At 52.9% G+C, this 24,428-nt stretch carries 23 protein-coding genes; 9 read left to right on the top strand and 14 right to left on the bottom strand.

Features of this window, described 5'->3' with window-relative positions:
• Positions 1–41: 41 nt before the first annotated feature.
• The 3 genes from KJB30_RS02165 to KJB30_RS02155 form a co-directional block, all read right to left on the bottom strand.
• Positions 42–1,037, bottom strand: coding sequence for an ABC transporter substrate-binding protein (locus KJB30_RS02165; RefSeq protein WP_214296300.1), 996 nt, complete (start codon positions 1,035–1,037; stop codon positions 42–44).
• A 122-nt stretch (positions 1,038–1,159) separates the two neighbouring features.
• Positions 1,160–1,489 (bottom strand): AzlD domain-containing protein, encoded by a 330-nt coding sequence (locus KJB30_RS02160; protein ID WP_214296299.1) that lies wholly within the window; start codon positions 1,487–1,489, stop codon positions 1,160–1,162.
• Positions 1,486–2,184 carry an AzlC family ABC transporter permease gene (locus KJB30_RS02155; RefSeq protein ID WP_214296298.1) on the bottom strand — a complete coding sequence of 233 codons (699 nt, stop codon included), beginning with the start codon at positions 2,182–2,184 and terminating at the stop codon, positions 1,486–1,488. Before KJB30_RS02155 ends, KJB30_RS02160 begins: the two co-directional genes overlap by 4 nt.
• A gap of 101 nt (positions 2,185–2,285) precedes the next feature.
• On the opposite strand from KJB30_RS02155, the gene KJB30_RS02150 reads away from it, so the two are divergent.
• From KJB30_RS02150 to KJB30_RS02130, 5 genes are all read left to right on the top strand, one after another.
• Positions 2,286–2,435, top strand: a complete 150-nt coding sequence (locus KJB30_RS02150) for a hypothetical protein (protein ID WP_214296297.1) — start codon at positions 2,286–2,288, stop codon at positions 2,433–2,435.
• A gap of 596 nt (positions 2,436–3,031) precedes the next feature.
• On the top strand, positions 3,032–4,327 hold the full coding sequence (locus KJB30_RS02145) for a TolC family protein (protein WP_214296296.1): 1,296 nt from the start codon (positions 3,032–3,034) through the stop codon (positions 4,325–4,327).
• A complete protein-coding gene (locus tag KJB30_RS02140; protein ID WP_214296295.1) occupies positions 4,324–5,580 on the top strand; it encodes an efflux RND transporter periplasmic adaptor subunit in 1,257 nt (418 codons plus the stop codon). The genes KJB30_RS02145 and KJB30_RS02140 overlap by 4 nt, the downstream gene beginning before the upstream one ends.
• 145 nt (positions 5,581–5,725) lie before the next feature.
• Positions 5,726–8,830, top strand: coding sequence for an efflux RND transporter permease subunit (locus tag KJB30_RS02135; RefSeq protein WP_214296294.1), 3,105 nt, complete (start codon positions 5,726–5,728; stop codon positions 8,828–8,830).
• A gap of 50 nt (positions 8,831–8,880) precedes the next feature.
• Positions 8,881–9,222: a P-II family nitrogen regulator gene (locus tag KJB30_RS02130; protein WP_214296293.1), complete on the top strand. Its 342-nt coding sequence runs from the start codon at positions 8,881–8,883 to the stop codon at positions 9,220–9,222.
• A 108-nt stretch (positions 9,223–9,330) separates the two neighbouring features.
• Here the strand turns inward: KJB30_RS02130 and KJB30_RS02125 are convergent, their stop codons facing one another.
• Positions 9,331–9,588: a hypothetical protein gene (locus tag KJB30_RS02125; RefSeq protein ID WP_214296292.1), complete on the bottom strand. Its 258-nt coding sequence runs from the start codon at positions 9,586–9,588 to the stop codon at positions 9,331–9,333.
• Positions 9,589–9,727: 139 nt separating this feature from the next.
• Positions 9,728–11,335 (bottom strand): alginate export family protein, encoded by a 1,608-nt coding sequence (locus tag KJB30_RS02120; protein WP_214296291.1) that lies wholly within the window; start codon positions 11,333–11,335, stop codon positions 9,728–9,730.
• A gap of 287 nt (positions 11,336–11,622) precedes the next feature.
• On the opposite strand from KJB30_RS02120, the gene KJB30_RS02115 reads away from it, so the two are divergent.
• Positions 11,623–13,140: an FG-GAP repeat domain-containing protein gene (locus KJB30_RS02115; RefSeq protein WP_214296290.1), complete on the top strand. Its 1,518-nt coding sequence runs from the start codon at positions 11,623–11,625 to the stop codon at positions 13,138–13,140.
• Positions 13,141–13,241: 101 nt separating this feature from the next.
• On the opposite strand, the gene KJB30_RS02110 is transcribed toward KJB30_RS02115, so the two are convergent.
• The 6 genes from KJB30_RS02110 to KJB30_RS02085 form a co-directional block, all read right to left on the bottom strand.
• Positions 13,242–14,423, bottom strand: a complete 1,182-nt coding sequence (locus tag KJB30_RS02110) for an ABC transporter substrate-binding protein (RefSeq protein WP_214296289.1) — start codon at positions 14,421–14,423, stop codon at positions 13,242–13,244.
• Positions 14,424–14,449: 26 nt separating this feature from the next.
• Entirely contained in the window at positions 14,450–14,737 is a 288-nt protein-coding gene (locus KJB30_RS02105; RefSeq protein ID WP_214296288.1) for a hypothetical protein, read from the bottom strand.
• Between the two features lie 89 nt (positions 14,738–14,826).
• Positions 14,827–16,257, bottom strand: coding sequence for a hypothetical protein (locus KJB30_RS02100; protein WP_214296287.1), 1,431 nt, complete (start codon positions 16,255–16,257; stop codon positions 14,827–14,829).
• A gap of 88 nt (positions 16,258–16,345) precedes the next feature.
• Positions 16,346–17,089 (bottom strand): amino acid ABC transporter ATP-binding protein, encoded by a 744-nt coding sequence (locus KJB30_RS02095; RefSeq protein WP_302466912.1) that lies wholly within the window; start codon positions 17,087–17,089, stop codon positions 16,346–16,348.
• Positions 17,076–17,858 (bottom strand): amino acid ABC transporter permease, encoded by a 783-nt coding sequence (locus tag KJB30_RS02090; RefSeq protein WP_214296286.1) that lies wholly within the window; start codon positions 17,856–17,858, stop codon positions 17,076–17,078. Before KJB30_RS02090 ends, KJB30_RS02095 begins: the two co-directional genes overlap by 14 nt.
• A 51-nt stretch (positions 17,859–17,909) precedes the next feature.
• The gene (locus tag KJB30_RS02085) at positions 17,910–18,653 is read right to left on the bottom strand and encodes a basic amino acid ABC transporter substrate-binding protein (RefSeq protein ID WP_214296285.1); all 744 of its coding nucleotides are present in this window, start codon (positions 18,651–18,653) and stop codon (positions 17,910–17,912) included.
• 186 nt (positions 18,654–18,839) lie between these two features.
• Here KJB30_RS02085 and KJB30_RS02080 point away from each other — a divergent pair, with 186 nt between their 5' ends.
• On the top strand, positions 18,840–19,751 hold the full coding sequence (locus KJB30_RS02080; RefSeq protein ID WP_214296284.1) for a DMT family transporter: 912 nt from the start codon (positions 18,840–18,842) through the stop codon (positions 19,749–19,751).
• Between the two features lie 6 nt (positions 19,752–19,757).
• Complete coding sequence (locus KJB30_RS02075) at positions 19,758–20,756, top strand: NlpC/P60 family protein (RefSeq protein WP_214296283.1); 999 nt, start codon at positions 19,758–19,760, stop codon at positions 20,754–20,756.
• Between the two features lie 6 nt (positions 20,757–20,762).
• Here the strand turns inward: KJB30_RS02075 and KJB30_RS02070 are convergent, their stop codons facing one another.
• Positions 20,763–21,521, bottom strand: coding sequence for a uracil-DNA glycosylase (locus KJB30_RS02070; RefSeq protein WP_367618908.1), 759 nt, complete (start codon positions 21,519–21,521; stop codon positions 20,763–20,765).
• Between the two features lie 101 nt (positions 21,522–21,622).
• On the opposite strand from KJB30_RS02070, the gene KJB30_RS02065 reads away from it, so the two are divergent.
• Positions 21,623–22,525 (top strand): zinc dependent phospholipase C family protein, encoded by a 903-nt coding sequence (locus KJB30_RS02065; protein ID WP_214296281.1) that lies wholly within the window; start codon positions 21,623–21,625, stop codon positions 22,523–22,525.
• A gap of 11 nt (positions 22,526–22,536) precedes the next feature.
• On the opposite strand, the gene coaBC is transcribed toward KJB30_RS02065, so the two are convergent.
• Positions 22,537–23,727 carry a bifunctional phosphopantothenoylcysteine decarboxylase/phosphopantothenate--cysteine ligase CoaBC gene (gene coaBC / locus KJB30_RS02060; protein ID WP_214296280.1) on the bottom strand — a complete coding sequence of 397 codons (1,191 nt, stop codon included), beginning with the start codon at positions 23,725–23,727 and terminating at the stop codon, positions 22,537–22,539.
• Between the two features lie 11 nt (positions 23,728–23,738).
• The gene (locus tag KJB30_RS02055; protein WP_214296279.1) at positions 23,739–24,362 is read right to left on the bottom strand and encodes an MBL fold metallo-hydrolase; all 624 of its coding nucleotides are present in this window, start codon (positions 24,360–24,362) and stop codon (positions 23,739–23,741) included.
• Positions 24,363–24,428 lie beyond the last annotated feature (66 nt).

The following is a 24,428-nucleotide window of genomic DNA, read 5'->3' as shown; positions in this document are numbered from 1 at the left end:
TCCGCGAGGGGGGCCACCGGCATCACGGGATTCCAATTGCTCTATTTCTTGACCAGTTTGCCGTTCTCGACCACCTTGTTGGCCGTCTTGACCAGATCTTTGGGAACGGTCAGCCCAAGCTTTTTGGCAACATCCAGGTTGATCAGCAGGTCAATATCGCTGGTTTTGGTCATGAACTGGGTCGGAATCTGCTCCGGCTTCTTGCCCTTGAGAATGTCGTTGACCAACTTGCCGGTCACGCGCCCCATCTTGTAGTAATCGAAGCCCCAGGCGGCCAGCACAGGGTAAGCTTCGGCCGAACTGGGATCAGCCGACATGACCGGCACCTTGGCCTTCATGGCCACGTCAGAGACGGCGCTCAAGGCTGAGACCACGGTGTTGTCGGTGCTGACGTAGAGCGCATCCACCCGGCGGATGATGGCCTGGACCGCCTGCTTCACCTCGGAGGACTTGGATACGGTGGTTTCAACGAACTGGATATTCAGCTCCTTGCAAGCCTGCTTGACAATGCCGGCCAGTACCACGGCGTTCTCTTCCGAGCTGGTGTAGATGTGCCCCAGACGCTTGATCTTCTTGATCCTGAGCAGCAGTTCGATCTGCTGCTTGACAGGGGTCATGTCCGACACACCAGTGACGTTTTTATCTCCCTTTTTCAGCGAGGCGACCAGGCCTGCTTTAACCGGATCGGTAACAGCGGTGAATACGACAGGAATGCCCTTGAGGTTCTTGACCAGCGACTGGGAAGTGGGGGTAGCCACGCCGACCGCCACGTTCACCTTCTCGGACTGGAATTTATTGGCAATGGAAGCGGCGGTGTTGATGTCGCCGTTGGCATTTTGCAGGTCGTAGGAGGCATCCACACGGGCTGCGGCCAGCTCGTCCTGTAGACCCTTGACGACAGCGTCCAGTGCCGGGTGGGAGACGATCTTGGAGACACCGATCAGGACCTTTTTGGGAGGCTCAGCGGCAAAAGCCGTTGAAACCGCAACCAGAACAACCATGAAAAAAGCTGCCAACAGACTGATTCTTTTTTTCATTAAATCCTCCTGAACACCCTGTGAAATTATTCAGCCCATGACTGCCGGCACACGGCTGGCTGGGCGCAAAAAGCGTCACATTAACACTCTAAGTAGTTGTAGGTCAATGTGATTATGGTTTTTTAAGGGACCTGCAGAATCCCCACGGCCCAATAGGCCAGCATGCCGATGATGACTGTTCCGGCCAGGGAGCGGGTCTTGATGGCAAACAGCAGGGTGGGAACGGCTGCCAGAAGCTCAGGCTTACCCAGGAAGAGCAGGCGGGGAGTACTCTGGGTGAAGAGCATGGGTGCAATCAGGGCGCTGAGAATAGCGGCCGGAATCAGCTCCAGCCATTCCTTCAGCCAGGGATGCAGCCGGCGCCGGGAGAGGATCATCAGCGGCAGCATGCGCGGGAGATAGGTGGCCAGTCCCATGCCCAGCACCAGGTAGAGGTAATCGGGCATCTTCATCGCATTCCCCTTCCGGTCTGCATACGCCTGTACAAAAAACCAGCTGTGGCTGCTGTGCAACTGGCCACGATCACATAGGCGGTACCCGGCAGCCACAGGTAGGCCAGCACCGACACCACTGTGGCGACCAGTGCCGTAAGGGCCGCTGCAGCATTGTGCACCTGCAGTACCAGCAGGCAGATGAACATGCCGGTCAGTGCGAAGTCCATCCCCAGGGCACCTTTGGGAATGAATTGGCCCAGATACACCCCGGCCACGGTGCTGACCAGCCAGGTGGCATTGGCAGCCTGGTTGAGGGTGATGGCGCTTTGGCGGCTCCAGCCTCCCCGGCTGAAACGAGTCATGTTCACGGCAAAGCTCTCATCGGTGACGCCATAGGCGAACAGCGCCAGGAAACGCCGGCTCACGCCGGGAAAATGCACCGCCAGGGCCGAGCTCATCAACAGGTGGCGCAGGTTGACCATGAAGGTGGTCAGAACAATGGCAAGCGGCGAGGCCTGGCTGCCCAGCATGGCGACGGCAATGAACTGGGAACTGCCGGCAAATACCAGCAGGGACATGAGCGCCATCTGCCAGGGGGCCAGTCCTCCCTTCTGGGCCAGCACTCCCAGGGAGAGGCCGATGGGAAAATAGCCCAGACAGATGGGCCAGGAAGCAGACATTCCGGAACGTATTGATGTGGTGGTGGAAGACATGGCCGCATCTTTCCAGAATTTTGCGACATTGGAAAGTGCTTTGTGAAGATTCCTCCGGACAAGGCGAAGCAGCTGGCATTGGCCCGGCCTGATCGATTTCCTTGGCTCGCATGATCGATAGCAGCGGACCGAAGATTCCTCCTGAACCAGGCGGTGCAGGTGATGTCGTCATGATAGTCACCGGCACCTGGTATCCTTCGCCTGACGGCACAGGGTTCGAACACAGCAGCCGCTCTTCCTGCTCCATCTGACAGAGAGGCGAAGAGCTGGGGAATGCAGCCCTTTATGATAAACCGCGTCACATAATCTTTGATCGTTATTTGCCCGTTGACATTGGAAGCAGTGCCCGCTTATATTTTCACTTCAATATGCGAAGACTGATTCCTTTAAAATTCCTTTTCAAATTTTTCCTCCTGATCATGCTGGCCATGACAATCAATGGCGTGCATGAAAGTGCGCATGCCATGCAGGATCACGTCAAAGTGATTCAATCTTGCTCGAACCATTCAACAACTGACCACGCTCCTTGTTCTCCCATGGAACAACACAATGATAGTGATGGTTGCGATACATGTGCTAACTGCACCTGCCATGCACCACTAACCAACCAACCGCTGCATATCAGTTACAAACCATCAATTCTGGCGTTGCACGTTTCAGATCCCTTCAAGTTTTTGCCCGAAGTATACCTTACCAAGTTCGTCCCCCCCCAAATTCAAGCCTAAAAACGCTTCGACGGGAGCAGTTTGTCCTCATCCATGGATGGATTATCCATCTCTGCGTCCTGATGCGTCCACAACCCATTTCGAACTCGTCACAAACAACTGAATAGAAGGAGGTTTTTCCCTTGGGAACAACTGTATTTACAAAAGGAGCATGGTTCCTCGTGCCAGGCCTGTGTTTTCTGACCTCTGTACCGGTATTCGCAGAGGTACAAAAACTTGCACTGCAGCAGGTAGTCGAGGTTTCGTTACAAAATAATGGCGACCTCATGTCTTTTCGTGAAGAAAAAGGCATTCGCGATGCCGCTAGAACCAGGGCAGGACTGCTGCCCAACCCCACTCTTGACCTGGAAGGAGGGACGGGCGCCCTGACCGGCAGCAGTGCCGAAAACAACCTGGCGATTGGGGTCTCCCAGGAATTTCTGCTGGCAGGCAAGCGTGACAAGCGACTGACCGTTGTTGAGCGCGAACTGGAGGCCTACCACTGGCAGTTGGCTGATCGCGAACGAACATTACGCGAAGAAGTAAAGGCCGTATTTTATGACGCGATGCTTGCCGAACAGCGGCTCAAATTGACGGACCATTCCATTGAACTTAACCGGCAGCTTCTTGAGGTTACCAAGGACCGTCTGGCCGCAGGTGACATCCCCGAATTGGAGATGAATCTGGCCAAGGTTGAGTTGACCCGCAGCGAAGGTGTCCGGATCGAGGTCGAGCGGGCGCTTCTGCAAACAAGAGCCAGACTCTTCACCTTCATGGGGCTGCCTGCCGGCGAAGCACCATCGATTGCAGGAAACCTGGATAACGGCCTCTCCCTCAATAAAAATCTGGCTGACCTGAAGCAGCTGGCGCTCGGGAAACGTCCGGACCTGAAAGCCCTGGAGGCGGAAAAATCAAGGGGCGATGCGGATGTTGCACTGGCCCGGTCTGAATCCATTCCCAATCTTACAGCCGGTCTCGCATTCCGGCGCGACACGACCAGCATGGACATCGGCGGAGTTGAAGGCAAGGATACCGCCTACACCATTGGCTTGAAGCTGTCGATGCCGATTCCACTGTTCGACAGGAATCAGGCCGGTGTTCAGGAGGCCCGGGCCAAGCGGAGCAGCACCGAAAGCCGTTGGACTGCCGTCACCAGAAATGTGGAACGGGACGTGGAAACCGCCTACGCCAGCCTTCTAAATGCCGAGAAAGTGCTGTCGCTCTACAAGTCAAACATCATCCCCCAGCTTGAGGAAAACCTGAAGCTGACCCAGGAGGCCTACCGTCTTGGTGAGGTCGGCATCCTCTCGGTCATTCAGGAACAGAAAAAATTCTTCGAGGTCAGCGACAGCTATCTGACGGCGCTCCACGCCCGGCAGGTGGCATTCGTAAAACTCGAATCAGCAGTGGCGACAGACATTAACGGAGGTGCGCAGTGAACAAGAAAGCAATCATCATCGGACTCATTCTGGCCCTGGCCCTGGGGGGTGGCGTCGCCTACCGGCTGACCCATTCCGTAACGGGAGGTGGCGAGCATGCCGAGCATAAAGAGGGCGGCCATAAGGACGAAAAAGATGGCCATGACGAAGAGAAGGAGAAGAAGGAAGGGCATGAAGGTCACGACGAACACGGGGAAGAAAAGCTCGTTAAGATGTCTGCCGAAGTGCAGAAGCAGAGCGGCATAGTCGTGGCCCCGGCCAAGAAGCAGCGCCTGGCCGGCGTCATCAGCGCCACCGGCAAGGTGGAGGCCAATGCCGACAAAATTGCCCATGTCTCGCCGCGCATTTCCGGCAAGATTGTCAGCGTCAAGTCCTCTCTGGGGGACAGCGTTGCCGCCGGCCAGGTGCTGGTGACCATCGACAGTGTGGAACTGGGTGAAGCCCTCAACCGCTACCACCAGTCAAAAACCAAGCTGACCCTGGCCCAGTCCAACATGGACCGGATCAAGACCCTGGTGGACAAAAAGATCGCTGCTCGCAAGGAAATCCTCCAGGCTGAGACCGATTACAAGACGGCCCAGACGGAATTACATACCGATGAAGAGCGTCTCTCCCTCTACGGTGTCTCGGTTGCCGGCCTGCAGGGTGACCATCGCAAAAAAACGCTTCTGCCGGTGCGTACCCCTATCGGGGGCATCATCACCGAGAAACACGCTATCGTCGGCGAACTCTCCGACCCCTCCAAAAGTCTCTACACCGTTGCCAACCTTTCGTCAGTCTGGGTGCTGGTCGATATTCACGAGAAAGACCTGGCCAAGGTACACCGGGGGCAGGCGGCAACCGTTATTGTCGGAGCCTTTCCCGACCAGAAGTTCCGCGGCCGAATCACCTACATTGCCGACCTGGTTGACGAAGCTACCCGCACGGTCAAGGCCCGGGTCGAGGTGCCCAATCCGGGCCGCAAGCTGAAGCCGGAGATGTTCGCTACTGTCGAGCTGGCGCTTGCCGCAGACACGCCGCCGGTGCTGGCGGTGCCGGAAGAAGCCGTACAGGAGCTGGATGGCAAGAAGCTGGTCTTTGTCGCCGAAAAGGAGACCGAGTTCGAACCGCGACCGGTTGAGCTGGGGCGTACTTCCGGCGGCATGGTGGAAGTGGTTTCCGGCCTCAAGGAAGGTGAACGCTATGCCGTCAAAGGCGCGTTTACCCTGAAGTCGGAGTTGAAGAAGGGTGAAATCGAGGGACACGAACACTGATAGTCGTGCGCCCATCTTCAGGCCATCTTCGGCCGGACTTCAATCGTCGAATCCTCGGCGTAGCGCTGCTACGCCTGCGGTTCACCTCATTCATTGCGACCAAATCTGACCTAAATCTGAGCGCACAGAAAACACGGAGTTATGTATGTTAGAAAAACTCATTGCATATACCTTGAAGCAGAAAGGGATGGTCATCTTCGCTGCGCTGTTGATCGTCGTTTTCGGCTTCTACTCATACCTTAAACTTCCCATAGACGCCTTTCCGGATGTAACCAACATCCAGGTGGAAGTGGTCAGCCATGCCGACGGCCTGTCTGCGGTCGAAATCGAACGGAATGTCACCTACCCGATAGAAATGGCGATGCGCGGCCTGCCGGACATTGAGCAGCTGCGCTCCGTGACCAAGTTCGGCCTTTCCATTGTCACGATTGTCTTCAAGGACAATGTGGACATCTACTTTGCACGGCAACTGGTTTTCGAGCGGTTGGCCGAGGCGCGGGAAAAGGTGCCGAAAGGTGTTCAGGTTGCCATGGGGCCCATTGGCACGGCCATGGGGGAGATCTACCAGTACACCCTGGAAGGGAAAGTACCCCAGGACCCGGAACAGAAACGGGCCTACCTGACCAACCTGCGCACCATTCAGGAATGGGTCATTACCCCCCAGCTGAAGAGTGTGGCGGGGGTGAACGAAATTAACTCGTTTGGCGGCTACTTCAAGCAGTACCAGGTGCTGGTGTCGCCAGAGAAACTGGTGAAATACGGCGTTACCGTGGATGATGTCTATACTGCCATCGGCAGCAACAACAGCAACGTCGGCGGCAACGTTCTGGAGCGGGGCACGGACCAGTACATCGTGCGTGGTGTCGGTCTGATCCAAAGCATCAGCGACATTGAAAATATCGTCCTCAAATCCCAAAAAGGCACACCAACCTACCTGCGTGACGTAGCGCACATCAAGGTGGGAGAAGCGGTCCGTATGGGCGCTGCCATCAAAAACGGTACCGACGAGGCGGTCGGCGGCATCGTCATGATGCTGCGGGGGGCCAACAGTCGCGATGTTGTCGCCAGGGTGGCAACCAAGGTCAAGGAAATCAACGAAAGCAACATGCTGCCGGATGGGGTCAGGATGGTTCCCTATTACGACCGCAGCGATATCGTCAAGGCCAGTGTCGGCACGGTCAACAAGGCGCTCATCGAAGGCTCCATCCTGGTCCTGATTGTGCTCTACCTGCTCCTGAACAGCATCCGGGGAAGTATCGTCGTGCTGCTGGCGCTGCCGCTGTCGCTGCTGGCAACTTTCATCGTCATGAAGCTGACCGGCATCACCGCCAACCTCATGTCCCTTGGCGGACTGGCTATCTCCATCGGTATGATCATCGATACCACCATTATCCAGGTGGAGAACGTTCAACGCCACCTGAGCGAGGAAGGGCATCTGCATCCAAAGCTCACCACGGTGTTGAAAGCGGTCATGGAGGTTCGCAAGCCGAGTATCTTCGGCGAGCTGATCATCGCCCTGACCTTTATTCCGATCCTGACCCTGGAGGGGATCGAAGGGAAGATGTTCGGCCCGCTGGCCATCACCGTGGCCATTGCCCTGCTTTCCTCCCTGCTGCTCTCGATCTTCGTCATTCCGGTGCTCTGCAGTCTGTTTCTCAAACCGGAGGTGGAAAAAGACAGCAGGATCATGGCGTATGCCAAGAGCCAGTATCTGCCGATGCTGGAGTATGCGCTGAACAAGAAAAAAGTAGTCCTCGCTATTGCCGGTGGTCTGCTGGTGGTCTCGCTGTTCCTGATGACCAGGCTGGGATCGGAGTTCATCCCGATCATGGATGAAGGCTCTTTTGACATGGATATTGCCATGCTACCCGGTGTCTCCCTGGCCAAGGCGCTGGAAGTAAATCAGCAGGCTGCTGCCAAACTGAAGAAGTTCGACGAGCTGGATGTGGTCATCGGCCGCATCGGTCAGACCGGCGTCGCTTTGGATACCCGTGGCGTTGACAAGACCGGCTATGTAGGAGTGTATAAGCCGAAAAGCGAATGGAAACGGGATATATCCAAGGAAGAACTGACTAACCAGATGCGCGAGGCGCTGGAAACAATCCCGGGAATCAGCTTCGGCTTCAGCCAGCCGATCCAGTGCAGGATCGACGAACTGGTGGCCGGCACACGAGCCCAGTTGATTGTCAAGCTGTTTGGCGAAGATCTCGGAGTTTTGAATGATAAATCGGCCGAAATCGCCAAGGTTCTCTCCACCGTCCGGGGGGGGACCGATCTTAACACCGAAAAGGTCTCCGGCCAGCCCTACCTGACTGTCACCACTGACCGGGCCAAAATCGCCCGTTATGGCCTCAATATCAGTGATGTACAGAATGTGATCGAAATAGCAGTGGCAGGTAAGGCAGCTTCCACTTTCTATGAAGCAAACCGGGGCTTTGACATCACCGTCCGACTGCCGGAGGAAAAGCGTAATTCGCTGGAGACCATCAAGAATCTGCTGGTCACGACAAAAACCGGGATGAATATTCCACTGGAACAGCTGGCCGAAGTAAAGATGGTGGAAGGCCCGGTACAGATCAGCCGTCAGGATGGTGTGCGTCGGATTGGTATCGAGATGAACGTCACCGGCCGGGATATGGGAAGTTTTGTAGCCGAGGCGAAACAGAAGATCAAGGAGCAGGTCAAGCTGCCCGCCGGGTATTATCTCACCTGGGGCGGCCAATTTGAGAATCAGCAGCGGGCCATGAATAAGCTGATGATCATTGGCCCGGTGGCCATTGGACTGATCCTCTTGCTGCTCTACGTCACCTTCCGCTCCATCCGCCTTGCGCTGTTGGTCATTTCCAACCTGCCGTTTGCCCTTATCGGCGGCATTTTCTCCCTGTTCCTTTCCGGTCAGTATCTCTCGGTCCCGGCGTCGGTAGGCTTTATCGTTCTCTTCGGGGTGGCTGTGCTGAATGGACTGGTAATGGTATCGCGCATATCGCAGCTCAGGGATGAGGGACTGGAACTGGGTGAGGCCATCAGAAAAGGAGCGATTGATCGTCTGCGGCCCGTGTTGATGACCGCCTCCATCGCCATTTTCAGCCTGATGCCGATGCTCCTGGCCAGCGGGACCGGTTCGGAGATCCAGAAGCCGCTGGCAACGGTTGTCGTAGGCGGCCTGATCACCTCCACCTTGCTGACCCTGCTGATCATCCCGGCGGTGTACGGATGGTTTGAGAAGCGAAAGGTAGAAGCGGAAATGTAGATAGTTTCCATCCGGAAACTAGGTAAATTCTCATTTGAACGGAGAACAGCATGAAAGAAATAAAAGCCATCATCAGGCCATCAAAACTGTTGGACGTAACCGAGGAACTGCAGAAAATCGATGGACTGCCGGGTGTAACCGTGTCGGAAATTAAAGGGTTCGGCAAAAGCAGGGGCAAGAATGCCAGTGATAAGGTTGTCTACGAGATGGTTGAATTCATCCCGCGCATCCAGTTGGAAGTCGTTGTCAACGAAGATCTGGTCGCTGAAGTTGTCGATGTGATCCAAAAGTACGCCCATACCGGCAATACCGGTGATGGAAAGGTATTTGTGTCAACGGTAGATGAGATTGTGAAGATACGAACGAATGAACGAGGGCCAGGGGCTGTCTAGTTGTAAGGAGATTGCTTAATGAAAGTAAAAAGGGGAGTAGTAGTTAATTGAGGTGGATTTGAAGGTAGGGAAGAGTGGGAGGCCGTGTAAAGCCTCCCACTGCAAAAATTAGAACAGATTGTGTTCAAAGGAAAGATAGGCCATTACCCCATATTCACCTTTGGAAGGGCCGATCCCGATTGGCACGGAGATGCCCGGCACAATTTGAAGATTCTTGAGGTCAATTGCGTAGCGCAGTCCCGGATTGATGATGAACGAGTTGCTGTTTTCCGTCACGCCACTGGATACGACTGACTGCTCGGCCGAGCCGACAAATTCCACCAGCGCATTCAGGTTGCGATTAACAAGACCAATAACAACTGTCATACAAAGTTTGCGCATTTACAGCCATAAGGATACGGAAAATTGAATTACAGATAGATTTTTGCTTTGTCAACAGTTGGTTCGATGGAAGCGTGCTGTATGGTAATTTAATCCATCTGAAAGCTAATGAAGCAACTGTGGATCACTTCTTTGCAGCAAGCTTTGGCTTCATGTGTGAAATATCGAACTGCAGCATCATGTAACCATAATGGATGTCGCTACGATCCCTTGCAGCATCACGGAAGAATCTGCCGGTGAAGAAATGGTCGTATCCGGCAATGATGGAGAGGTTGTCGTTCAAGGCATACGTAAGGGCAAAGTCGGTTTCGAGGCCGATGTTGCGACTGAAATTTTCTTCCACATGGTTGGCAAGGAAGTAGCGCCCTGTAGCAGAAAAGTTCAGCTCCTTCGTAAAATCAACCCCCCAGCCAAGGGTAAAAATATGCAATCCACTGGCGTGGTGATCTCCAAGATCGGTGCCGAATCCGCCAATAACTTGCATGTCTCCAAACAGCGAAGAATCGTTGTTCGGTGTGCTGAATTCCTTGCGGGATGAAATGCCGGTGACTGTATCGCCGGCGCCGGAACCGATGGCATAGCTCAAGAAGAGACGGTTATGGTAGCCAGCGGCAGTCCCATCGACACTCACATCTGCATGTCCACCGTAGGCCTTGATGTCTTCATTCCTGCCGTCAGCACCGTAAAGGCGACCTGTCTGATACACCGGCTCGATCTCAAGCGCAATGGGTCCCAATTTTGCTGTGCCCCGCACTCCCCACGTGTCCCGGTGCTCGCCTTTGTGATGGTCTTCGGAACCGATATCACGGAAACCGTAGGCTTCCAATGTATTACCCTCGGAGAAGGTCCAGGTGGCATAGCTGCCCACCAGATTGCCCTCAACACCGTTGGCAAAAGGCTGTGCGTACCATCCGCCCAAAAGGTCTATTTCCAGCTTTTCCACTGGCTTGATCCGCAACCTGAGCGCATCGAAAGTCAGACCGTCATTGAATGAATCATTGCCCAGGATGAAGGTGCTGCCATAGACGAACTCCTGGCGTCCTACCTTCAGGGTCAGCAGTTCGGAACCGGGAATTCTTGCTTCGGCAAAGGCCTGATAGAGTGAGTACCTGCTGAACTCCTGTCTCTCACCGATGTAGCCGAATCCTTGCCCCTCAACGTGAAAATCGAGATAATCGGTTGGATGCCAGTAGGCATACGGCTTTACCCTGTAGACAAAACGTCCCTCGCTGTGCCGGGGAGTGTAGCTGAAATCAGGAAGATGAAAATTGCCGGCTCCTTCCCCACGCAGGAAACCGTTAAGACCAAGTTTGTATTCGAATACCGGCGTATCGGGCTTGGCAAGCATTGTCTCGATCGCTTCGCGCTGTGTCTGGTATCCTTCATACTTGGCCAATTCATCCTTCAGCGCATCATGCAGCAGAGCGACCCGTTCCAGATCCTCCTTGTTCACTGCATGTTTTCCCTCTAAATCGCACTTCTCTACCATCTTCTCCATGACAGAAAGAAGATATTTTGCCAGCTCTGCTTTGGAAATGGTTCTGTGGTTGACCTCTAATGTCTCCGGAAGCTTCTTGTTCGCATCATATTGTTTTGCCAGCTCCGCAATCTGCTTGCAGGCCCAGTGGCTCATTATGACCTGCTCGGGGATCTGCTGCTCCTCATCGGCAGCAAAAGCGGAACTCCAGGAGAGAGTGCAGATCAGCAACATAAGAAGCAGAATTTTTCCCATCTGGTTTCCTTTTTGGTTGATATTTTAACGGCGCAGATACCTGCTTGTTATGAAAGCAAGAATAGAAAATAAATATTCTAAATAATCAACAATTTAATGTTAACTAAATTTTAATGGATGCCATCCAGGCGGCGCGGCGGCTTTCACTTGCCGGAACTATTATCCGTTTTAGTCCATTTTGACCGGAACTTTTGCCACAGTTGAACATTAAATTTTTTCGTTTGCTGATACAGCTGCGGTTATGTATAGATAAACCCAGCTGTTCATCCGTTATTCAAGGAGTTTATATGCCTACGGTCCTGCTTGTCATTTTCAGCGCTTTCCTGTTTATCATGCCGCCCGATATCTCTTGGGCCGCTCCGCTTAAAACGTACGTGTCGGAATTCAGTGTCGCCGGTACGGCAAATAAGGAGGAGCTCAAAGCGACACTGCAGGGTTTGCTGGCCTCTCGCCTGAATTCGAGCCAGATCAAACTGGTTGAATCGCCGGACAAAGCGGAATTGCACCTGGCCGGCAGCTATGCCCTGTTTGGAAAGATGTTCAGCATTGACGTGCTCATCAAAAACACTCTCAGTGGAGCCATAAGCAAAGTGTTCGAGCAGGGTGAAAGCCAGGACGACCTGATTCCGGCTTTCGGACGATTGGCCCAGAAGGTGGACCAGGAGCTTGCCAAAACCCTGACCGTAGCAGCATCGCCGATCACGGTGTCTTCTCCAGCCCCCGCACCAGCCGCAACCCCAATTGCTGCACCAGTAGCTGCCTACAAAGTTGAGACTGCACCTGCCGCCCCTGAAAACAGCTACCTTGTCAAGACTGCCAATCCTGGCAATCCTCCGGGAAGCTGGACCAGTGATCAGTTGAGCGGGGTATTCAGATCTCTGGCGCTGGGTCGGACACTGCCTTCGGGGGAGAGGGAAATTTTTGTGGCCGGTGAACAAACGATTCGTTACCTGCGCAAGGGGACGGAACTGATTCAGGTAGCCGAGTTGGCCATGCCGGTTTCTGCCAAGATACTTGCCCTCGATACAGCAGATCTGGATCGTGACGGCACACCGGAACTGTATGTCACCATCGTGGACCGCAAAACCGTCAGCTCACGGGTATATCAGCCTTCGGGAACGGGTCTGGAACTGATTGCCGACAACCAACCCTGGCTGTATCGCGGAGCCGGAACTGATTTCAGCAATCGTACGATTTTCGTTCAGGGGCTGAACAGCTCGGGCGAGTATTCCAATGGTGTAGCCGAGTTGGCAAAGTCGGGCCGCCAATTTGAAACCAGCAAAAGCAGGATACTTCCCCGCCCGGGCCACATCTTCAACTCCACCCGCTTCAATGATGCGACCGGTGCAGAAAAGCTGGTCGTTATAGATGGGGAAGGTTATCTGCACGTTTATGCGGCGGATAACAGCGAACTCTGGAAAAGCAGCGACAAATACGGCGGTTCCGAGACGTTTTTTAATTATGAAACCGTTGCGCAGTTGAGAGCCAAGGGAGACAGATACAGCTGGAACTTCCTGGAACAGCGTATCACCGTTCTTCCAGGCGGAAACTTGATAGTGCCACGCAATGACGCCGGCACTTTTAGCATCGGTAACAACCGTTCCTATAATAAACATTCGCTATACGGACTGCAGTGGAGTGGTTCAATGCTCAAAGAGAAATGGCACACCCGCCTGACCCCCAGTTACCTGGCTGACTATGCCTATGATGCCGCAACTCATGAAGTTGTACTGCTGGAAGTAGTCCAACAGGCTGGTCTGCTGGGCACCGGCAAGACGGTGGTTTCGATCAATAAGCTGGATTAAAGCCTGGAAGATTGGCCCCAGTATCATAAAATAAAAAGACCGTGCAGCCATCTAAGGTTGCACGGTCTTTTCATTTAAAACCATGTCAACTGCAATGCGGATTAATCCATTTTGACCGGAACTTTTGCTTTGAGCGCGTACTGACCACCTTTTACCATCAGCAGGCAAAGCGGGGTTTTGATCGGCTCGCGGTTAGCGCGAATGGTGATTGTACCGGAAACACCTTTGAAGTCCTTGGTCTTGGCAAGGGCATCCTTGAAGACCTTGGGATCGTTGCTTGCAGCACGCTTCATGGCGTCAGCTATCATCATCAGGCCATCGTAACCCTGGGCATCGAACAAGCCGGGCAGGGCACCGTTGAACTTTTTCTTGAAAGCTTCGATAAACTTGGCTGTTTCAGGAGTTGCCTGCTCGGGGGAGAAGCCGAGAGCAGCCATGGAGCCTTCAACAGCTTCGCCACCCAGTTTGATGAATTCAGGTGAGAAGAGGCCGTCGCCGCCGAACATATTGGCTTTGATGCCCTGTTTGCGGGCTTCCTTCATAATCAGGGCGCCTTCGGTGTAATAACCCGAGAAGAAGATTACATCAGGCTTCTTTGCCTTGATGTTGGTTACCTGGGCACTGAAATCCTTGTCGCCGTCTTTGACTTTCTCGTCAGCAACAATTTCTACGCCTTTGGCTTTGGCAGCGTCCCGGAAAGTCTGGGAGAGGCCGACGCTGTAGTCATTGTTGTCGGAGGTGATCACAGCAACTTTCTTGTATTTGAGCTCATTGACGAAGTAGTCGATACAAGCCGGGATTGCGACGCTGTCCAGCAGTGTGTTGCGGAAGATGTAATCACCGATTTCAACCAGTCCAGGACCGGTAGCACCAGCGGAGAGAAGAACTACGCCAGCTTTCTGGGCAATGGGGGCAACTACTTTGGAAATACCGGTGGTCGGGTCGCCAAGGATGGCAACGACGTTGTCACGGCTGATCAGTTTCTGGGCAACTGAAGCCCCTTCCTGTTTGTCGCCGCGATTATCGGCTTCCACGATCTCGATCTTCTTGCCGTTTACTCCACCGGCAGCATTGATCTCGTCGGCGGCCATCTTCATGCCTTCCAGTGTGGGTTTGCCAAACATGGCAACATCACCGGTCAGAGCACCCATGAAACCGATTTTCACGGTATCACCGGCAGCTTTGGGAGCCTCTTTGCCTTCCTCTTTCTTCTTGCAGCCGGCGGTCAGGGACAGAGCCATGCTGCCTGCCAGTAACAGCGTTGCGATCTTTTTGAAGTTCATGATTTTGCTCCTTGTAGTGGGATATATTATCTGCCGGCGCCCGGCTTCTCAAGGTTGTTCAGGATTTCATTGGCTTCCTTCAGTTTCTGATTCAGTTTTTTCAGCTCTTCCGCTGAATAAACCTTCTTGCCTTTTTTGATCTCGGCTTTGATCTTCTTCAGCTTCTGCTGAATGCTGTCGACTTCATTAGCACAGTTTTTGGAGGCCAGCAGGCACTCGTCCTTGGCATTGGCCTGGGGTGCATCTGCCGCTAAAACCATGGTACCAGCGGACAGGGCAAAGGTTGTCAGTACGGCAATCAGAACTTTTTTCATGATGTTCGCTCCTTTGAAAGATGGTGTTGATGTATACAAAAACGAACCGAGGCACCCATATCAGAGTGCCCCGGCAGACATACCAGATTTTAGAATGTGTACTTGAACATCAGTTTGAAGTCATAAGGATTTACCGGCGTACCGTTGGAAGCAACATCCTTATAGTAGTCGCCCAGCACGACATAGGCAACGCGGGTACCGACACTCAGGCCTTCCAGCAGCTGATAAGTGGCTTCGGCATTGATCTCGGTGCCGAGGTAGTTACTTTTGTTTTTAGAGCCGGTGTTCCTGGTCGGCTTGTTGGCGTTTTCTTTGGCAACGGCTGCAAAACCGGCATTAAAGGCGGTGGTCAGTTTTGAAGTAACAGGGAGATCATAGCCGATATAGCCGCCGATCTGGCCCTGGGCATTATTACCTGCGGAAGCAATAATCGAGTTGTCGGTGGTGTAAGCATTCTTGTCACGGCCCAGGATGGCCATCTCGTTGTCATAATAGCCATGCTCGGAAAGACCAATATGGTTAAATACCGAGTAGAAGGCATTGCTATGACCGGTAGTCCCGGATTCACCCGAGACATAGAGGAATTCGGTACGAGCAGTGCCGGGGCCAACTTTGTACTTGGCGCCGGCATTAAGAGCCCAGGCGGTTGTTGAGCGCTTGTTAACAGTGCCTGCCTGCAGAACACCAAACCCGTTCAGGGTCAGCGGTCCGCTGGTATACTCTGCATTCAAACCGAGAGTGGACATCTTGACATCCTGCCGCGAAATATCGTTGAGAAGATTACTGTTAGTGGTATCCGAGTTGTTTCTGAAGAGATAGTAGGCAGCGCCGACTTTCAGTTCATTGCTGACTGCATATTTGGCATCCAGAAGGAACAGATCGTTGGTCAAATGGCCCAATACCCTGTCTTGCTGGACCCCAGTGTCGTTGAAGCGGAAATAGCCGATGGAGGGAGTAAACTTGTTATAGCTGGAGGAAAAAGCAATACCGGCCATATCGGCATCGAAAAGTATACCTTTGAAAGAGTCGTTATAGGGCTGCATGCCGAGCCTCATGTTGACATTCTTGGCAACATTGGCATCAAGGTAGATGCTCTTGGTTTCAAAGTTGACTGTGTCGGCGCCGATGGCCCCACCACCGTTACGACCGGCACCTGAAAATCCAGCAGGGGCAGAGTTAGCGCCGTAGGAGCTGTTACCCCAGTAGGTGTAGTCCAGCTCGAAATGGGTAACCAGTTTGAGGTCTGCGTTGGCCTTTGCAATATACTGCAGGCGGGCGCGTTGCTCGATAAAATTAGCCGAGTAGACTTTTTTGGGTTTACCTTCGGGCATGTACAGGGTGTCTCCACCGTATTTCGCACCGTCACCAAAACTTGTAGTACTTGTTCCATTGAAGTTGGAGTTGATGTACCTGGCAGCGAACATGCCGTGGAATTCATTTTCCAGTGCCAGTGCCGGAGTGGCTGCGGCAACGGTCAGGCCGAGAACGGCCAGCGCTGCCAGAGATTTGCTGCTCTTCATTGTGAATCCTCCTTGTGGTGTGTACTGCAAAAGTATCTCCCAAAGGGAGAACTACATAAAATGTCCCGCGTTTTTTATAGTTCCTTCGTTACAGTATTTGACTCAAAAACAGCTTGGCCCGTTCATGGGTCGGGTTGGTGAAAAAATGCTCCGGTGTACCTTCCTCAACGATCCGGCCGTGGTCCATGAAGATGACGCGGTCTGCCACTTCACGGGCAAAGCCCATCTCGTGGGTTACCACGATCATGGTCATTCCTTCGCGGGCCACGTTTTTCATCACATCAAGCACCTCGCCGATCATTTCCGGATCAAGGGCCGAGGTCGGTTCATCAAACAGGATCGCCTTCGGATTCATGGCCAGGGAACGGGCTATGGCCACGCGCTGTTGTTGTCCGCCGGAAAGCTTGGCAGGGTAGGCATCCGCCTTTTCAGCGATATTAACCTTGCTCAGCAGTTCTCTGGCGATTTCTTCCGCTTCTTTCCTGCTTCTTTTGCGTACTACAGTCTGGGCCAGGGTCAAATTTTCCAGCACGGTCTTGTGGGGAAAGAGGTTGAAGGACTGGAATACCATGCCGACTTCTTCGCGTACTGTAGAGATGTTTGTCTTAGGGTCGCTTAGGTCCATGCCGTCCACAACTATCCGGCCGCGATCGATGGTCTCCAGACGGTTGATGGAGCGCAGGATCGTACTCTTGCCCGAACCGCTGGGACCGATGATTACAACCTTCTCGCCATCATGCACGTTGAAGGAAATGTCATTCAAAGCTTGGAATGATCCGAAAAATTTGGATACTCCGCTTACCTCAATCATGGGTCGACTACCTGCCTTCATTGAGACGCTCCTCCATCTTGCTGATCAGCTTTGAGAAGAACAGGGTCAAAATCAGGTAGATCAAGCCTATAACCGTGTATGTCTCGAAGTAGCTGAATGTCTCTGAAGCATACTCGCGGCCGCGCCGCAGCAGGTCAGCTACTGCAATGATTGACACCAGCGAGGAATCTTTCAGCAGGGCGATGAATTCGTTGCCGATGGGGGGAAGAACTACCTTGAAAGCCTGGGGCAATATTACCTGGCGCATCGCCTGGCTGCGGCTCATGCCCAGGGAAAGTGCTGCCTCCATCTGTCCCTTGGGGATTGATTGGATGCCGCCGCGGAAGACCTCGCCCATATAAGCGCCGTAGCAGACTGCCATAGCGATGATGGCGCTGAGAATGTCGGGGATTTTGACGATGCGGCCAAGTGCATAATAGATGTAGAAGATCTGCACCAGCAGCGGAATGCCGCGGATAACTTCCACATACAGCGATGCCGCTCCGTTAATAAAGCGATTGGTGGAGATCCTGCCCAAGCCGGTAATCAGGCCAATGACAATGGCCAGCAGAATGGAACCAATGGTCACTTTAAAGGTAACCAGGATGCCGTCGGGCACAAACTTGAAAATAGCGAGATATGGATCGGGTTTTGTCAGGACTAGATAAAGGGATACTGCGATGGCCCCGAAAAAAGCGATGCGCCAGGCTGTGAACAGCCCGGCGTCGCTCTTAAGAGGAATTGCGGCCCCATCACCTACGTCGATGGATGGTGTTTTTAATTCATTCATTGAGGAGAGTTTGTCAGTACGAGGATGTCTTCGTACTGCCTGATAATGGGATTAGCGCAGCCACTTGACGCGCAGTTTTTCGTCTATTTTCTTGGCTTTAACAGCTTTGATGCCTTTATTCAACTGGTCAACCAGAGCCTTGTTGCCTTTCTTGACGGTGATGCCGTAGCCTTCGTGGGTAAATGCATCGCCTGTGATTTTGAATTTTTCTTTGTATTCCTTCTTCTGCAGGGCGAAATGGGCCGCGGTCGGCTCATCACAAACAACACCCACAATTCTGCCGGCAGCCATGTCCTCGAATGCGAGGCCGATTTCATCATAGGTTTTCATTTCAACACCGGCATTTTTCTTGACTTCAAAAGCGCCGGTCGTACCGATTTGGGCTCCTACTTTTTTACCTTTCAGGTCGCTGATCTTTTTTGAGGTCTTGTCGGTTTTGGGCACAACAAGGATCTGGCCGATCTGAATGTAGGGGTCACTGAAGTCATACTTCTTCTTGCGCTCATCGGTGATGGTCACTGAGGAAAGAATCGCGTCATACTGTCCGGCTTCAAGGCCTGCAAAAATGCCGTCCCATGCGGTATTTTTATATTCGACTTTCAGTCCTGCCTCTGCGGCGACTGCATTCATGAAATCGATTTCAAAACCCACGATTTTCTTGTTTGCGTCCAGCATTTCCATGGGGGGCCAGGTGGCATCCGTAGCAACCTTGATACTCTTGGGGGCAGCCAGGGCAGTAAGGGACATGGTGGCCAGCAACGCCAAGGTTGCAGCAACAGTACGTAGAACCTTCATGATATGCTCCTTATAATAAGATTAAAATGGTCAGACCGCTTGCCTTTTTAGGGGATGTAATGTTTGATGTCAACAAAAAATCGGTAGCTTTATTGAACGTTGAGCAGCACGCCCCTGCTTCAGCTTTGCCATATGAGGCTTTTTGTATACAAATAACAGGCTAAGGTTTTTTTCTTCGGAGGTTACATGAACAGATTCAAAGCAGCGGTGCTGCTGCTGACTACTACATTTTTCTGGGGGGTAACCTTCACCATAGTCAAGCAGGCTGTGGCAGATATAGATGTTTTTGTCTTTCTTGCTCAGCGTTTCATTCTGGCGACTGTATTCATTTTGCCGATCAGCTTCTTCAAGGGAAAAAATTTTGATAGAAATACCCTTCTGCAGGGGAGCTTGATGGGAATACTCCTGTTTGGTGCATATGCCTTCCAGACAGTCGCCTTGCGGTACACGACTGCATCAAACACCGGCTTTTTAACCGGCCTCAATGTAGTCATGGTGCCTCTTATGGCATCCGCCATGCTTCGCCATCGTGTCTCTTTGCCGGTTAAGGTCGCCGTAGCACTTTCAGTGGCTGGCCTGTTCCTGTTGTGCGGGAACGGCTCATGGAATTTTAATCAGGGAGATATTCTGGCCGCCATCTGTGCGGTCTGTGTTTCGCTGCATTTGATTTGCACCGGAGCATTTTCGCGCGGCAGCGACTATTACTGGCTGACCGCGGTTCAGCTAGGGATGGTGGCTCTGCTCAGCAGTCTGGGGGCAATTGGTAGGGGGCATTCGATCTTTGTTTGGTATCCTGACCTGCTGGGTACCTTTCTTGTCTGTTCTCTCGTAGCCACTGTTTTTGCTTTTCTGGTGCAGACTTCTATGCAGCGGTTTATCAGCCCTACCAAAACGGCGTTGATCTTCTGCACCGAGCCTGTTTTTGCTGCGGGATACGCCTGGATAGCGATCAATGAGCGGTTGGGAATCTATGGTGTAGTAGGGGCAGTGTTGATCCTGGCAGGCATGGTTGTATCGGTATTGCCTGATGGAGGCGCCGGGGAAGCCAGCGACGAATCGGAACTTAATGTATTAGAAGAATTTCGGGTGGGAGAGTAGAAGGTAGTGCAGGCTGTTCTTGGTGTTTTTGTTGATGCTGCCGGCAGGAGTGTGATGATAGAATTAAGTACCGTGGGAGCACGGCAAAAGCAATGCGGAAAAACAGAAGGAATACGCAGAATGTATATGCTTATCGCAGTTGCATTGCTGGTTTGTAATCTGATAGTGGCCGTGCCGGGCCATGCTGCGCTTTATGGAGTAGCCCGTACTTCAACACCGGTCTTAAATGTGCCGGAGATGAAAATGGTATTCGGTGGCCGGAATGGCAATACACTGAAAACCGACAGCTGCGGCCAGGTGCGGGAGCTTGAGTTCATTGCACTGCCGGGTACCCCCTTCCGAATCCTCTCACAGGTGCAGCGTGGAGCAGCAGTGGTGTATCGTGTGCAGACTGAGGATTATCCGGCGCCTGCAGGAGTTGCACTATATGTGGACAGCCGTTTCATCGAATCTCGAGAAAAACAGCCTCCTTCCCGTCCCCGTTCGTTGCCATCCCGCGAGACGATTATCTCCACATTGGTTGCTTCTGTTGGCAGCCCCTATGTCTGGGGGGGGAATGTGCGACAAGGCGTGGCAGAATTAATCGAAAGCTATTATCGGGGAAATTTTACCGATCAGGAGAGAAAACGATTAGCATTAGCCGGCCTGGACTGTTCCGGTCTTCTTTACGAGGCAACGGGAGGTTGGACACCTAGGAATACCTCGGAATTGGTCAAGTGGGGCACAGCAGTATCAGTGGCAGGAAAAGGGGCCGCACAAATAGCCGCTCAGTTGGAACCGCTTGATCTGATAGTTTGGAACGGCCACGTCATCATCGTTCTTGACCGGGAAAGGGTGATTGAAAGCAGGCTTGAATGTGGCAAACCTGGGTATGGCGGTGTAATGACAACGCCTTTGCGGCAAAGAATGGAGGAAATCATGCGGACCAGAAAGCCGGTTGATAGCTGGCCGGCAGGCGGCAAAAGGCGGGATGCTTTTGTTGTTCGCAGGTGGTGGGTGCAGTAGTGATTACTATTTCTTCCTGCTTTTTTCAGGTACCGGCAGTTTGAGCAGTCGCAGGACCTGAGTCATATCATCCCATACATCCCAGAATGATGTCAGGTTCCCTTGCTTCTGTTGTTGCAGCAGATATGAGGGAGGATAGGTAGGCATGAGTGGGATGCCGTTGTAATCGTGGAATTTGCCCCTAAGTTTTGAGATCGGCTCCTTGATGTTCAGCAGAGTATCGGCAGCACATTTGCCCAAGGCTACTATGACTTCGGGATGGATCGAACGGATCTGCCGCAACAGGAAAGGGGCGCAGGCAGCGATTTCTTCTGTTTCCAGGTCTCTGTTTTCCGGAAGGCAACACTTCATAACATTGCAGATGTAAATGTCCTCGCGTTTCAATCCCATGGCGGTGATGACACGGGTAAGAATCCCTCCCGCTTCACCCACAAAGGGCTCTCCCTTGGTATCCTCTTCGGCCTCCGGACCTTCACCGATAAAAAGCAGGCGGGCATTGGATGCCCCCGCACCAAAAACAAGATTCTTTTTCTTTTTTCCCAGGCCGCAACGCTGGCAACTCTGCAGATCCTTTCTGATCTTCTCCAGTGATTCGTGCTGATTCTTAGCTGAAATTCCTGGTGCCGCAGGTAGTGCCGCCTCAGGTAGCAACGGCGCCCCCCCTGCCACGGTGACCGGAATGCCATCCATGCCACTCTCCTGGAGTGCCTGCAGATATGCTTTGAGAGAAGCCGTACAGAGTGATGCGGTCGGGCTTTGAGTCACTGACATTGCTCCTGTTGTATGATGGTGCGAAAAGGGGTAAATTGACAGATGAACTCTAACAGCAAGTTCCCGCTCCTGTCAAAACAAAGAAGGGAACCGTAATGATCCTCATAATTGCATTGTTTACACTGGTTTTTGTTCCTCAAACCGCCTCTGCCTGGGGCGGTGGAATGCATCTTCAGGTCGGGATGAGTGTACTGGCCAGCCTTGGTCAACTGCCCGCAGGTATCTCCGCCATTCTGGCGGCACACCCCCTGGATTATCTCTACGGCTGTATTGCAGCGGACATCATTGTCGGGAAGAAATACACCCATTACCTGCTTAACTGCCATCGCTGGGGCATTGGCCGAAAAGTGCTGCACACGGCACGTACTGACAGTGAGCGGGCCTGTGCTTATGGATATCTGAGTCATCTGGCAGCGGACACCATTGCCCATAACTATTTTGTTCCCTATAAGATCATGCATTCTTTTGCTGCGGTTACCATGAAACATGCCTATTGGGAAATGCGCTTTGAAACTTTCGTGGACAAGGAGGTCTGGGAAAGGGCGCGTGAAGTCTGCACCACGGATCAGCGTGCCAACGATAAGCTGCTGCGTAGCGTGGTTGCCCCCACACTGTTCTCCTTTGGCACCAACAAACGTATTTTCAACTCTATCATGCTGCTCTCCCGCCTGGATAGATGGCAGCGGGTGATGCAGGCACTATCGGACAAATCACGTTACGTGTTGGAGGATGAGGACCGTGATGAATATATGCAACTTACCCGGCAGGTTGTGTATGATTTCATGCAGCATCCTGAGACTTGTCATCTTCTGAAGGCTGATCCGACTGGAGAGCGGGCATTGGCCATGGCCGAAGCTGTACGGAAAAATATGCGGCTGTTATATGGTAGCGGGAAAATGACCAAGGCCGAAGGAATGGAACAGGTGGAGGAACTTCGAAAAAAACTATTACAGGCACTGCATGAGCCGGAGCTGTTAAGTGGGGTGTACAGCGGGTAGTCTGGAAGTGATTACTTCAATTCAGCAAGTATGTGATTCAAAATTTCGCCTGCAAGGGCTTCTTTCGACATCAGTTGGCAATCTACCTCCCTGCCCCCCTGGAAGAGTAGCAGTGCACGGTTGGTTTCCACATTAAATCCCGCATCGGGCTGGCTGACGTCATTTGCCACGATCATGTCAGCATTCTTCTCCTTTAGTTTTTTGAGACCAAACTCCCTTAGTTTGCCAGTTTCTGCGGCAAATCCTACCAAATAGGGACGTTTTTTCAATGTGCCCAACTCGGCCAGGATATCCGGGTTTTTTATCAGATTGATGGTGCGCTCATCGGACTGTTTTTTAATCTTGATCGAGCTGCGCTCGGTTGGTCGGTAGTCGGCGACAGCCGCTGCCTTGATGATTACAGTACACTCCTCGGCTCGCTGCAGAACAGCCTCTCGCATTTCTTTCGCACTATTTACATTTACCAGCTCAACTCCATAAGGAGCCGCCATGCTGACTGGTCCGCTGACCAGAATAACCCGTGCTCCACGTTGTGCGGCGGATTTGGCCAGCGCATAGCCCATTTTGCCGGAGGAGTAATTGCTGATGAAGCGTACCGGGTCCAGCTCTTCCCGTGTCGGGCCTGCAGTCACCAATACGGTGTGACCGGCGAGGTCTTTGGGAGCAAGTGCCACAACAGCAGCCTCGAAAATGGCTTCTGGTGAGGCCAGTTTTCCTTCCCCTTCCCAGCCGCAGGCAAGCATTCCTTTTTCCGGCGCCACAAAAGAGTAGCCCAGGCGAGCTAACTTTTGTTCGTTTTCCCGGTAGATCGGGTTGGTGTACATGTTCACGTTCATTGCCGGTGCGATCAGGACCGGCGCCTTGGTTGCCATGACCGTGGTGGTCAGCATGTCATCAGCAATGCCGCCAGCGATCTTGCCAATCACATTTGCGGTAGCCGGAGCGATCAGGAACAGATCGGCCCGGTCGGCCAGAGCAATGTGTCCGATCTCCCGCTCCGCAATCAGGTTGAAAAGCTCGGTATGTACCGGATTGGAAGAAAGTGTCTGGAAAGTGAGCGGAGTAACGAATTCCTGGGCCGCACGGGTCATGATCACGTGTACGTCAGCGCCGGCTTTGGTAAGCAGACGCAACAGTTCGACCGCCTTATAGGCAGCGATGCCTCCGCTCACACCAAGTATGATCTGTTTGTCGTGCAGCATGGCCCGGCTCCTCAAAAATAAGGGTTATGGCGCTTTTCATGGCCGATAGTCGTCTCGGGCCCATGGCCCGGATAGGCGGTCACATCGTCCGGCAAGGTGAAAAGTTTGGTGCGGATGGATTCCAGCAGTTGCTCGTGAGAGCCACCGGGGAGATCGGTCCGGCCGATGGAGTCGGCGAAGAGAGTATCACCTGTGATAACAGTTTTTTCTTCGGCAAGATAAAGGCAGCAGCCACCTGGGGTATGGCCGGGAGTATGAAGCACGGTCATACGGCAGGTGCCGAAAACGATTTCCATGCCGTCAGTAAGGAATTTTTCCGGCTGAGGTGAATTTTCACCCTGCAAACCATAGGCACGAGCAACGTCCGCTGCCCGGGCAAGCATGGGGGAATCTGCTTCATGTATCAGAAGTTGTGCTTTGAAATGATCCAGTATAGCTCTGTTGGCTCCCACGTGGTCGAAATGACCGTGTGTGTTGACAACCTGACTGATGGTCAGTCCCAGTCCTTCTGCCGTGTCAATGATACGGCTGGCATCATCGCCGGCGTCAATGATTATTCCTTCCCCGGTGGTTTCGCAACCAAGAATGAAACAGTTGACTCCCAGTGGTCCCACTACCAAACTCTTGAATATCATTATTTATTTGCCTTTTTTCATGTATGAATTGGCGGCTGCCCTGTTGACAGACCCTTTGTGCTGGTA

The sequence above is a fragment of the Pelotalea chapellei genome (genome assembly GCF_018531195.1).
GTDB lineage: Bacteria > Desulfobacterota > Desulfuromonadia > Geobacterales > Pseudopelobacteraceae > Pelotalea > Pelotalea chapellei.
Note: the sequence above shows the minus strand (reverse complement) of the source record. Positions and strands in the feature narration are given on the sequence as shown.

Excerpts from the sequence above, each read along its gene's own strand:
- KJB30_RS02165 (WP_214296300.1), bottom strand. The coding sequence starts at position 1,037 with ATGAAAAAAAGAATCAGTCTGTTGGCAGCTTTTTTCATGGTTGTTCTG.
- KJB30_RS02160 (WP_214296299.1), bottom strand. The coding sequence starts at position 1,489 with ATGAAGATGCCCGATTACCTCTACCTGGTGCTGGGCATGGGACTGGCC.
- KJB30_RS02155 (WP_214296298.1), bottom strand. The coding sequence starts at position 2,184 with ATGTCTTCCACCACCACATCAATACGTTCCGGAATGTCTGCTTCCTGG.
- KJB30_RS02135 (WP_214296294.1), top strand. The coding sequence starts at position 5,726 with ATGTTAGAAAAACTCATTGCATATACCTTGAAGCAGAAAGGGATGGTC.
- KJB30_RS02130 (WP_214296293.1), top strand. The coding sequence starts at position 8,881 with ATGAAAGAAATAAAAGCCATCATCAGGCCATCAAAACTGTTGGACGTA.
- KJB30_RS02125 (WP_214296292.1), bottom strand. The coding sequence starts at position 9,588 with ATGACAGTTGTTATTGGTCTTGTTAATCGCAACCTGAATGCGCTGGTG.
- KJB30_RS02120 (WP_214296291.1), bottom strand. The coding sequence starts at position 11,335 with ATGGGAAAAATTCTGCTTCTTATGTTGCTGATCTGCACTCTCTCCTGG.
- KJB30_RS02115 (WP_214296290.1), top strand. The coding sequence starts at position 11,623 with ATGCCTACGGTCCTGCTTGTCATTTTCAGCGCTTTCCTGTTTATCATG.
- KJB30_RS02110 (WP_214296289.1), bottom strand. The coding sequence starts at position 14,423 with ATGAACTTCAAAAAGATCGCAACGCTGTTACTGGCAGGCAGCATGGCT.
- KJB30_RS02105 (WP_214296288.1), bottom strand. The coding sequence starts at position 14,737 with ATGAAAAAAGTTCTGATTGCCGTACTGACAACCTTTGCCCTGTCCGCT.
- KJB30_RS02100 (WP_214296287.1), bottom strand. The coding sequence starts at position 16,257 with ATGAAGAGCAGCAAATCTCTGGCAGCGCTGGCCGTTCTCGGCCTGACC.
- KJB30_RS02095 (WP_302466912.1), bottom strand. The coding sequence starts at position 17,089 with ATGAAGGCAGGTAGTCGACCCATGATTGAGGTAAGCGGAGTATCCAAA.
- KJB30_RS02090 (WP_214296286.1), bottom strand. The coding sequence starts at position 17,858 with ATGAATGAATTAAAAACACCATCCATCGACGTAGGTGATGGGGCCGCA.
- KJB30_RS02085 (WP_214296285.1), bottom strand. The coding sequence starts at position 18,653 with ATGAAGGTTCTACGTACTGTTGCTGCAACCTTGGCGTTGCTGGCCACC.
- KJB30_RS02080 (WP_214296284.1), top strand. The coding sequence starts at position 18,840 with ATGAACAGATTCAAAGCAGCGGTGCTGCTGCTGACTACTACATTTTTC.
- KJB30_RS02065 (WP_214296281.1), top strand. The coding sequence starts at position 21,623 with ATGATCCTCATAATTGCATTGTTTACACTGGTTTTTGTTCCTCAAACC.
- coaBC (WP_214296280.1), bottom strand. The coding sequence starts at position 23,727 with ATGCTGCACGACAAACAGATCATACTTGGTGTGAGCGGAGGCATCGCT.
- KJB30_RS02055 (WP_214296279.1), bottom strand. The coding sequence starts at position 24,362 with ATGATATTCAAGAGTTTGGTAGTGGGACCACTGGGAGTCAACTGTTTC.